An 11,126-nucleotide genomic window follows, 5' to 3' on the forward strand; every position below is an offset into this window, starting at 1 on the left:
CGGGTCGGGCGTGGTCAGGCCGAGGCGCCGTCGGCGGGTCGTTCCGGGTCGGCGTCGGCCGGGCGTGCGGCCGTCTCGAGGCTGCGGCCGGTGCTACGCGGCCCGAGCACCGCGACGTTCAGGCACAGCAGTACCAGGACGACCGCCGAACCGGTGAAGACGACCCCCGCGCCCAGGTCTTTTAGCGCGTGCAGGGCGACGAACGGCAGGACCGCCGAGGTGGCCCGCGACAGGGAGTAGGCGATGCTGATCGCGCTGCTGCGGATGCCCGTCGGGAAGATCTCGGCCTGGTAGGAGTGGAAGGCGTTGGAGAACACGTTCGACGCGCAGGTCAGCACGAACCCGCCGGCCACGATCAGCGCGGTGTCGCGCCCGTACCCGAACACGAGCCCGGACGCGGCCATGACCAGCGCCGACCCGATGATCAGCGTCTTGCGCTCGACGCGCTCGATGATGGGGATGGAGAGCGCCGACCCGACGGGGTAGCCGATGAAGCTGACGGCCGCGTACCCCAAGGACTGCACGACGTCGAACCCCTTGGCGTGCAGCACCACCGGCGCGAGCGAACCGAACCCGTAGTAGCCGACGGTCTGCAGCACCTGAAAGATCCACAGCATGACCGTGCGGCGTCGGTACTCGTCGGCGAACATCTCCCCGATGCCGACCCGCGCGGCGGGTGCCTCCGTGTCCGCTGCCACCGGGGGCAGCGGGCCGTCCACGGTCGCCTCGACGTGGGCGACGATCTCTTCGGCCTCGTCCGTACGGCCCTGGGCGACGAGCCAGCGCGGTGACTCCGGCAGCCGGCTGCGCAGCACCCACACGACCAGGGCGCCGAGTGCACCCACGACCAGCAGCCACCGCCAACCGTCGATGAGCAGGTGTTCCTCTGCGACGAACCGGCCGCCGAGGAACGCGGCGACGGGCACGCCACAGAAGCCGATCGTGTACGCCCAGGCGAGGTAGCGGCCACGACCCCGGCGGGGCATGAACTCGCTGACATACGTGTCGACGAGCGTCAACTCGGCACCGAGCGCCAGACCGCCGAGGAAGCGCAGCACCAGGAACGCTCCAAGGTCGGGCGCGAAGGCGGTGAGCAGGGACAGCAGCGAGTACAGGCCGAGGTTGACCAGGAACATCCGCCGCCGGCCGAACCGGTCGGCGGCCACGCCCAGTCCGATCGCGCCGACGAACATCCCGGCGAACCCGGACGCGATGACCAGCGACTTGCCGTTGGTGCCCAGGTGCCACTGCTCGGTCAGAACGGCTCCCAGCACCCCGCCGAGGAACACCTCGTACAGGTCGAAGAACGTCCCCAGGCCCACCACGACGATCAGCGCCCAGTGCCATCGCGTCACCGGCAGCCGGTCGAGCCGCGCGGCGATGGAACGAGCGTCCGCGTCCAGGGCCATGGGAGGACTCCTCACATGTCAGGGGGCGGGCGCATGAAACCACCCTGAGCGATGTCTCCGCCACAGTCTGTCCATGATTTGAGACGTACGGTGAGGTCGCCTCGGTCGGCCGGTGACCGCGCCGAGGCGGTGGCGAAGAAGCCTGTTGAGCGTTCGCATCGGCGAGGCCTCTGCGGTCGTCGTTGAGGATCTTTGTTTGATATGTCTACCCGTGACCGAATTCGGCGGATCGTTGTGGGGGTTTCACGGATGGACTTCGGCCCGGCGTCGAACGCCTGCCCGCTTTGCCAGATGACGGACCAGATCCAACCGGTCCCTGGCATCGTCACCTCCCAGACGGCGCACTCCAACGCGTACGTCCGGGGCTACCGCGCGTACGGCGTGTCGAGCACGTCCCTGGCGCAGCTGCTGGACCTCCCACGGCCCCGGCCGCCGCGCGGCATGGTCACCACCGGTGTGATCCTCACGGCGATCGGCGTGCCGCTTGGAGCACTGTTCCTGCTGGTCTCCTTGGGGGCACGCCACAGCGAGACGAATTCCGCCCCGGCCTGGGCGTCCGTCATCGCGCCCCTGTTCATGACGATCCCGGTCTGGGGGCCGGGCCTCGTCTGCCTCGTCGTCGGGTTCGTCCGCATGCGCGGCTTCCGCCGTGGAGCACCACTTCGTGACATGGCGTGGCAGGTATGGTCGACCGCCCGCTACTGCTTCCGCGACCACGCCGTGTTCCTGCCTCATGGCGCCCACGCTCCAGCGGAGTCCGCCCGTTCGCTCATCTTCGACACCGCCCAGCGCGCGCTCGCCGGCTCCTATTAGCCGTCAAGACTCCACCGTGACGGCGACGGGCGTCATGTCGGCGCGGTAGAGGACAGCCGGCCAATAGCCCTCGGGGAAGTAGCGGCCGTCGACGTCGTCGAAATGGACCTCAAAGTCACCCGAGCGGTAGACGACCAAGGAGTCGGGAAGCATCCCGGCCGCGAAGCGGGCCTTTTCCTCATCGGGCTCGTCACCGTCCGCGCCGGTGGCCCACAGAAAATCGATCCCGTCGCGGCGGATACGGTCGAACGCCGCCACCAGCCGACGGGCGTGCGGGCGAAGTTCGGCGACCTTCTCCGGCCCGGAGCCATCGAAGCTCACCCACAGTTCCTGGCCGGCGGCCGAGACGACAACGGGGCCTTGGGTCATGTCGTCGATGTGAGAGCCGTCCAGCGTCGGGCCGATCGGCGCGGACGTGCCTGGCCGTGACCGTCCGCCCGGAAGCAGATGGGTCGCCAGAAAGCACTCTTCCAATTGCTCTTCGTACGACGGGTTGTGCTCACGGGGCAGGAGCTTCGGAGCGGTGAACTGCTGCGGCGTGCCGCGCACCGAACGCCCATCGGCGCTGGTCAGGACGAAGTGTTCGCCGTCGTGGCCGATGCGGTCCACCTGGAACGACCGAGGCAGCGGCACGACAGAGACAGTGCCTCCTCCGTCACCACCGACGACCGCGAGCGTTCCCGCCTCTGTCCCGTCGACGGCCGTCTCGACGAGGAACACGCTCGACAACTCAGCGGCGACGCACACGACGCCATCCGGCTCCGCGAGTCTCCTCAGCGCAACGTCATCGCCGTTCAGCGCAGCCGCGAAGGTCCCGATTTCATGCACGCCCCGCCTCCCGCGGCCACGGTAGCGCCGCAGCGAGCCGGATCCCGCGCCGACGTGGGCGTCCGAGCAAAGACAGACCCCGCTCGCTGCGGAAGCGGGATACCAACTCACCGGCGATATCCGCGTCGATTCCGAGCATGGCACGCGCGCGTGCCAGGAGTTCGGTAGCGTCCAAGCCCTCAATCGTCTTGTCCAGGCCAGGCCCGAACGCCTCGGCGACGGTCGCCAGGTAGTACAGGGTGATCGAAAGCCAGCGCGACGTCGGGTCATCGTCGGTTCGCGCGTATTCGTGGGCCGCCTTCATCAGGTCTGTCGGCCACGTCTCATCGACGAGGTCTTTCATCAGGCTCTGACGGTTGGACACTTTGTCGTCGCCCGTGATGTCGCGCAACAGCGTCTGCTTGATGAGTGACACTTCGCGTGCGATCAATGCGGCGCTCATGTCGGTGATCTCGCCTCGCTCGCCTGAGCGGACCTCGACGAGTGCGCGAGCCGTACGGAGAACATCGCGCGGGAGCCCGCCGGAGAGCACATGGCACAGTGCGATGAAGAGATCGGAGATCCCCGCCACCCGCCGGCGCAGCAGTTCGCGAACATCGGTCAGACTGAGGCGCTCCACCCGGACCATCTCGTCGAAAGCGGTGTCGACGGCCGCACGTAGGGCTGGGGACCGCTGATGAAACCCGATCAACGCCTCGTCGGAGACGGACACGAGATACAGACAGTTCGGCGTTCCGAAGATCGCCTTGACGTCGTTGATGAACTGTTCCGCAGACGACGCGTCGCGGATCTTATCGATCTCATCGATCCCGATGACCAGCTTGCCCTCACCACGATGCAACTCACGCCACCAGCCGCTGGCCTTGGACGCGAACTCTCGGTACTGATCCACGATTTCCGGAAGCGAGAGCCGTTGCTGGGCGAGCTGCTTGCCGACCGTCCTGCCGAGCTGGGCTCCTCCGGGTACGGCAAGGGTTCCTGAGTAGCCGGTGGAGAATGTCTGCAGGAACTCCAGCTGCTGCAGGTTCTGCCGGGCCTCGTCCTCGAAGGAGGCAGCGCGTTCCTGGGATTTCGGGCGTGCTCGAAGAGTCAGCACGAAAAAGCCGCCGACGATGAGCAGTGAGCCGACGAACGCCACAAGCGACTGGGTGCTCGGCAGCGTGATACGCCGCGGCCGTTCGGTGAGGGTCCAGACGAGCAGCGCGACACCTGAGACGGCGGCGGCCGAGGACAGCAGGGTGGTGAGCACACGGTGGGGACGTGATACCAGGGGCCCGTCGCCGCTGATCTGCACTAGATAGGGCTGCACCACCGACATCCCGCCCAGGAGCGTCAGCAGGCCACCGAGCAACAGGTAGGTGCCCTGCGCGATCTGTGCGCGGCTGGCGTGTTCAACGACCAGGCTCGCGAGCATTGCCAGACCGGCCGTGAAGAACATCGCGGCGAACGCCGCGCGGAGCCGACTCCGCCGCGGCCTTCGGGCCAGCAACCTGCCCTGATCGACTCCGTTCTTCGCGACCGCGAGGCAAAGTTGTTTGTACAGGTGAACGACGAAGTCCCGGACGTCGTAGACCACCGGTGCCGACACCATCAGCCGAAGCTCCGGAGCATTGGGCCCCGCAAAGCGACTGTCGCAGAACCCGCGCAACAGTGTGGTCTTACCCGCGCCGCGAGGCCCCGAGAGCGCGATACTCCCCGTCAGCATGGCACTGGTCACCTTGGTGAGGCGCTCGCGAGCAGTGGTTGCCGCGATCTGCTCGCGACCGCCCAGATCCGACAGGCTCGGCACGCTCGTGACATGAAAGAACCGCTGGTACTCGGGCGCGTCGGTGAACACGCTGATCTGCTCACGCAAGAACGGCGCCAGGACCCGCTGTTGGAAGTCCTGTTTCGAAACGTCATCGAGACGCCACTCACTAGGGCCGATCTGCAGTGCACTGACCGCCGACAGCCCGAGGCCACCGAGGACCAGAGCACTAGTGGAGATGGCCAGACCGAACCATCCGAGAGTCACCGCGATCGCGGCGTCCACAAGCCCGGCGACGGCGATGAAGGCCACGATGCCCTTCGGGCGGGCGCGTACCGTCCGGACGATGGCCACGGCGAGCGACAGCAGGACCTCCGACAGCGGGATGTTCCCGACAAGGTCCACCTCCTCGCTGCAGATCAGCTTCGGAGCCGCGCTTACCACCGCTTCGATCAGCTCCTTCTCGCTGATCTGTGTGTTCACGACGGCGGTCTGCATCTCCTCCGAACGCAGGACCGACCGTGCGGCGTCGACGATGGGCGGCTGATACCAGGCGAGCTCCGGCACCTTTAATGATCCACCGCCATACGCTGGCCGTTACCGGACAGCAGGCGGACTCGGCGTATGCCCACGACCGCAGCCCCCTCGATCAGTACGGCTATCACTCGTCGCCCGAGACACGAATACGAAGACCAGGACGATCTTGTCGTCGCCGACTTCCTGCGGCCGTCGGTGAGGGGATCCCGGGAGCCCTTCCGCGACCGGACGGAATAGAGGACCCATGCCGAACCGGACCATCCACCCGCTTGACGAACGCCGCACAGTACGCGACTGGCTCATCGCCGGCGCCTGGAGCGAACCGGCCGACGACCTCCACGAGGTGCTCACCGCCGACGGATCTCCCTGGGGCCCGGACGGCCGCTGGGTGCTCACCAACGGACCCGACGTCGCGCCGCTGAAACGCCGGCTGTACGCCCGGCGTCCCCTGCAGCGCGACCAGGACCTGCCCGAGGTCGTCGAAGGCGGCCCCGTGTCGTACACCGGGCCGACCGGCATCACCCACGAGGACCACTGGCGGCGGGTGCACACCGCCGCCGACGGCCTCGTCGACTGGAGCGACTTCTGCTTCACCCCGGAGTACCGCCTCGCCCTGGCCGCCTGCGTACTCGAGGTCGACCAGGCCGAACGCCGCGTGCTGCGGCTCGCCTGCACCGGCCCGACGCTGCTGTACGTCGGCGGGGAATGCGTGTCCGCCGACGACACGGTGACCTACATGGAACCCGCCGAACGCGCGGTCGAGGTACGGCTGCCGTCCGGCACGACGCCGATCGTCGTGGCGTCCTGGCAGGTCGCGTTCCGCGAGTGCCGCCAGGTGCTGCGGCTGCGCGTCGACGGCCTCCCCGTACGGGTCGTCATGCCGAGCCCGGGCGCGGACGAGCGGGTCGCCGCCATCGCCGACCAGGTCCTCGATACGATCGCCGCGCCCATCTGGGGCGACACGTCCGGCGAGGTCCCCCTCACCGGACCGCTGGGTGCGGCGCTGCGAGTGGGCTGGCACGACCGTACGGCCCGGCTCCGGCTCGACGACCACGGAACGGCCCGGCTGTCTCTCGCGTCGGCCGCCGAAGCCGCGCACGAGGCGGGCAACGCCTCGGCGCTCTCGACCGGCGAGGTGACCCTGCGCGTCGCGCTCGACGACGACCGCTCCCCGGTGTTCCGGGAACTGCCGGTGGCGGTGCTGCCCCGCGAGTACCGCGCGGAGCCGGTCGGCGAACCGGCCCGATGGCGCGGCGAACTCCTCGCCCACGCCGCCGGGATCCCCGCGTCGGCCGCCGAACTCGCCCGCGCCGAACTCGACCCCACCGCCGTCGTACGCGCCGAGAACCTCGACCGCGCGCTCTGGATGATCGACAATCGGGCCGACTGCGCCGACTTCGAGGCCGTCGGCCTGATGAACCTGTGGCACCGCGTACCCGCCGATCGCTGGCCCCCCGGGCTCCGCGACACCGTCCGTACGGCGCTGACCGGCTTCAAGTACTGGATCGACCAGCCGGGTCTGGACGCCATGTGCTACTTCACCGAGAACCACCAGCTCGTGTGGCACACCGCGGAGATCCTCGCGGGTGAGGCGTTCACCGACGAGGTGTTCCCCAACACCGGGTGGACTGGGGCCGCGCACGCGGAGCACGGCCGGGAGCTGGTCCGCGAATGGATCGCGCGCAAGCTCGCCGGCGGGTTCAGCGAGTTCGACTCGAACGCGTACCTGGCAATCGACACGCTCGCGCTGACCTCCCTCGTGGAGTTCTGCGCCGACACCGCGCTCGTCGAGATGGCCGCGGGCCTGCTCGACAAGCTGCTGTTCATGCTCGCCGCGAACTCCTGGCGAGGCGTGCACGGATCCGCGCACGGCCGGTCGTACGTGCAGACGCTACGGTCGTCCCGGCTGGAGGAGACCGCGCCCATCATGTGGGTGGTCTGGGGCGTCGGCGCACTCAACAACGCGGTGCTCCCCGCGACCGTCCTCGCCACGGCCCGCCGCTGCCGTGTCCCCGACGCCGTACGCGCCGCCGCGCGCAGCATCCCGGAGGAGTGGCTCGGCCGCCAGCGCAATGCAGGAACGTACCGCTTCCACCACGACCTGCTCTCCCGGCCGTACGAGTCGAACTGCGTCATTTACAAGACGCCCGACGCGATGCTGTCGTGCGTCGAGGACTACCGCTCCGGGCTGCCCGGCCTGCAGGAACACATCTGGGGCGCGACGCTGGGCCCGGAGACGCAGATCTTCGTCACCCACCCCGCCAACGCCGCCGTGCACTCCTCGGCCCGGCCTGGCGCCTGGACGGGCAACCGCATCCTGCCCCGCGCCCGCCAGCACCACGACACCGTCCTGGCGCTCTACCGGATCCCCGCCGACGACCCGATGGGCCACACCCACGCGTGGTTCCCCCTGTCGCACACCGACGAATGGGTGCAGACCGGCGACTGGATCGCGGCCCGCCGCGGCGACGGGTACGTCGCCCTGGCCACCGACGGCGGCGTACGGATCACGGCCGCCGGACCGGACGCGAACGCCGAACTCCGCCCGGTCGGCCCCGGCCGCGCCTGGGTGTGCACGATCGGCCGACGCGCCACCGACGGATCCTTCGGCGACTTCGTCGCCGCACTCGGTCGCCCCGAGTGGACGGCCGACTCGGTGACCTACCGCACCCGGCACGGCTCCGTCCTCGCCCTCGACTGGACCGGCCCGTTCACCGTCGACGGCCGCGCCGCCGACCTCGACGCCGACGGGCGCGTCGCCCCCGCGCACCACATCGACAACCCGCTGTGCCGCGTACACGAGGGCGACACCGAGATGACCATCACGGTCGGCGACCTGACGCACGTCATCGACCTTCGGCACGGCCGGAAGGTGGTGACCGAATGAGGAGTTCGGCCGAAGACTCGGCCGCCGGTCTTACGCGAAGCGCTCGTCAATTCGGAGGCCATGCCGCAAGATGGCGACAGACGTATCTATGGGGCATAAGGGGCCGCCCGCGATCCTCGTCCGAGTGAGCGCGGGCGGCCGCAGTCCCTTCCGTTGGTCGATGTGAAAAGAGACAGGCGATGTTCGAAGTGGTCCTCCGCGATGCGTAGGCGCTCCGCTGCGGCGGTCCTTCTCGCGGCGACTGCGGCCCCGCTCGTGGCCTGCTCTCATGCGCAGAGGCCTTACGTCAGCACCTGCCCGCCGCCGAAGGTGGTCTTCGTCGTCGGAAGCAGGGACATTGCGGCCAGCCACTGCAGTGACGAGTACATCGCTCAGCCGACGGAGACCCTCCACGTCGGCCAGCGAATCAAAGCCGTTGCTCGAGCCGGCGAGCCGGTGCCCTTCAGCGACGATGCAAGAGTGCTCCGGGAGGTCTCCCGCAGCACGGATGGCCGGACTGTCGAGTACCAGGCGGTCCGGCCCGGCAGTGCCGGGCTCGACATCCACTACGGCCCGCCGTGTCCTCCCGCTGAGGGAACGGGTGACGTGACCTCGCCCAGACCCTCTGGGACGGATCACTGCGCCCTGCTGCCGATCCACGTCGTATCGGCGAATTGAGGACGACTCCGATTAGCCCTTTCGGCCAGGCCGTGCGATAAGGCGCCCGTCCGCTTCTGGCCAGGTACTAATTTAGTCGATCTTGCGGGCTAATGTGTTGATCGCGGATTTTGTCCTGCTCTGGCGGTACGAGGTTTTCGACGCGATGCCAGGCGGGCGTGCGATTACACGCGCGAGGGGAAACGGATGCGACGTTCTACGTGGGGAACGGTAAGTGGGGTAGCGCTTTCGGTGGTCGGACTAACGGCCGCGACTCCCGCACCGAAGGCGAGCAGAAATAATGATGCCGCTTCAGAGTGCCGCCAGGTGCCGATCGTCCAAACGTACTACACGGACACCGCAGGAAGGCGTTCGGCGACGCCTTCGGCCAGTTCGTCCACGACCCGTGTGTACAACGTCTACGGCGGCCGCATGTCGGTCACCGTGCCGCCGAAGACCTGGAATCCGGTAATCGCGTCCGATGCAGAGATCCAGCGCTACGGCTTGTATCCCCGGCCGAAATCAGCGACGCAGCGTAAGCTGTGGGAGCAGATGTATGCCCACGTGTCGTCCTGGGTCGTCCCCGACATGTGTGCGACGAACGTCCATGCGGCGGCCCCGAAATACTCGATCGATTCATCCCCGATCTGGTCGGGGGCCGTGGCGAAGAAGGTCAAGAGCGCTCCGGCGTTCACCGGAGCCTCCTACGTCTTCGACGAGCCGAAATTTGACAGTGTCTGCAAGCACGCGTCCTCGTACAACCTCTGGTCTGGTCTAGGCGGAATCAACAGTGGCCGTCTGATGCAGAACGGTATAGACAACGCTGGCAAAGGGCTTAACGGCGACTACGCGTGGTGGGAGGTGCTCAGCGCCGATCCGAAGAACAGCCTGCCGGAGATGGAAATCAAGAATTTCAAAGTCCGGGCCGGAGATCGAATCTTCGCCGGCATCAGCTACTACGCGCCGAAGAAGCAGGTCTCGTTCAACTTCTACAACTACCGCACGAAGAAGGCCGCGGATCTCGGCCCTTGGGGCACGATCGACACGCCGAAGGGGAGCTACCTCTCATCGGCCTTCTACGACGGATCCACCGCAGAACAGATTGTCGAGCGTACGACGGTCGGCAAGAAACCCGTGATGCTGCGCAAGCCGCATGGGGGATACAGCCACACCCATGAAGCCGGATTCTCCAACGGGAGGCAGGACGGCGAGGACTTCGTTTTCAAGAACGTGTGGCAATACAACATGAGGGCCAACAGCATCAAGCTGTCGGAGCCGGTCAAGTTCATCTCCAAGGTGAAGAATGAGGGCGCGTATCTGGCCCAATGGAACAATAAGTGGGATTCCTGCGGCTCCTGATACGCCGGCCGAGGTCTACGCTGCCAGAGCCGCCAAGGTGGCCGCTTGCCGACAGGTGGTGGCCATGAACGTCGGATCCTGCGTTGCCGGGTGAGACCTTCCATGGCTCGGGAAGTAGAGGCACGATGTCGACACGCGGTTGTCTCTTCTCGGGAGGGCCCAGGTCCAGTGGCAGACGGGCGACGGCTGAGCGGACTGGGTGGACTGCTTCCGTACGAAGCCTGGCGGGCTCTGATCGACGACGGTCACATACGCCGCTACAAGCCCGGTGCAGTCCTGGTGCGACAGGGCGAGCCTGGTGGCTTCGTCCTCGCGCTGGTGGCAGGCCTGATCAAGGTGACCAGGGACGAGAGCGACGGATCCCAGCTCCTCCTCGCCGTCCGAGGGCCGGGTGAGGTCGTCGGAGACATCTCCGCGCTCGCCGGCGGTCCGCGATCGGCGACCGTCACCGCGCTCGACTGCTGCGAGACGACAGTCCTGGCGGCCGGGCGGTTCCGTGAGCTGATGACCGTCCACGATTCCAACGACGTCCTCTTCCGGCACGCCTTCGGCCGGTTACGCGAACGCGAGGACCGCTGGGCCGAGAAGGCGACGCTGCCCGCCGGTCGGCTGGTGGCCCGGGAACTGCTTCGGATGGCCGCGCAGAGCGGCGACGCCGTGGTCGGCCTGGTGGCGCTGAACCTGCGCCTCTCCCAGGACGATCTCGCCAGGTGCCTCGGTCTGTCGCGCAGCGCCGTGGCAGGCGAGCTGCAGCGCCTGCGCGCCCTCGGTGTCGTCAGCACCGCTCGCCGCCGCGTCATCATCCGCGACTTGCGAAGACTCGAGGCCTTGGCCGAGCACGCGGATGCCTGGCCGATGACTGCGGAGTGACGCGGCTTACTCTCGTTCTGTCGATTTCTGGACGGTTCTG

7 protein-coding genes are annotated in these 11,126 nt (G+C 67.7%); 4 read left to right on the forward strand and 3 right to left on the reverse strand.

The genetic code is table 11. From position 1 onward, the window contains the following. Positions 1–14 precede the first annotated feature (14 nt). Positions 15–1,409 (reverse strand): MFS transporter, encoded by a 1,395-nt coding sequence (locus tag ABEA24_RS41070; protein ID WP_345438832.1) that lies wholly within the window; start codon positions 1,407–1,409, stop codon positions 15–17. 291 nt (positions 1,410–1,700) lie between these two features. Here ABEA24_RS41070 and ABEA24_RS41075 point away from each other — a divergent pair, with 291 nt between their 5' ends. Continuing rightward, positions 1,701–2,222, forward strand: coding sequence for a hypothetical protein (locus ABEA24_RS41075; RefSeq protein ID WP_345438834.1), 522 nt, complete (start codon positions 1,701–1,703; stop codon positions 2,220–2,222). 3 nt (positions 2,223–2,225) lie between these two features. Here the strand turns inward: ABEA24_RS41075 and ABEA24_RS41080 are convergent, their stop codons facing one another. Together ABEA24_RS41080 and ABEA24_RS41085 are read right to left on the reverse strand one after the other, a co-directional pair. Continuing rightward, entirely contained in the window at positions 2,226–2,831 is a 606-nt protein-coding gene (locus tag ABEA24_RS41080; protein WP_345438836.1) for a hypothetical protein, read from the reverse strand. Between the two features lie 211 nt (positions 2,832–3,042). Further along, positions 3,043–5,364, reverse strand: a complete 2,322-nt coding sequence (locus tag ABEA24_RS41085) for a hypothetical protein (RefSeq protein ID WP_345438838.1) — start codon at positions 5,362–5,364, stop codon at positions 3,043–3,045. Between the two features lie 214 nt (positions 5,365–5,578). Here ABEA24_RS41085 and ABEA24_RS41090 point away from each other — a divergent pair, with 214 nt between their 5' ends. The 3 genes from ABEA24_RS41090 (at position 5,579) to ABEA24_RS41100 (ending at position 11,086) form a co-directional block, all read left to right on the forward strand. Further along, a complete protein-coding gene (locus tag ABEA24_RS41090) occupies positions 5,579–8,221 on the forward strand; it encodes a hypothetical protein (protein WP_345438840.1) in 2,643 nt (880 codons plus the stop codon). Between the two features lie 963 nt (positions 8,222–9,184). After that, the gene (locus ABEA24_RS41095) at positions 9,185–10,216 is read left to right on the forward strand and encodes a G1 family glutamic endopeptidase (protein WP_345438842.1); all 1,032 of its coding nucleotides are present in this window, start codon (positions 9,185–9,187) and stop codon (positions 10,214–10,216) included. 168 nt (positions 10,217–10,384) lie between these two features. Next, positions 10,385–11,086: a Crp/Fnr family transcriptional regulator gene (locus ABEA24_RS41100; protein ID WP_345438844.1), complete on the forward strand. Its 702-nt coding sequence runs from the start codon at positions 10,385–10,387 to the stop codon at positions 11,084–11,086. The last annotated feature ends 40 nt before the right edge of the window (positions 11,087–11,126 follow it).

The organism is Actinoallomurus vinaceus (assembly GCF_039542055.1).
GTDB lineage: Bacteria > Actinomycetota > Actinomycetes > Streptosporangiales > Streptosporangiaceae > Actinoallomurus > Actinoallomurus vinaceus.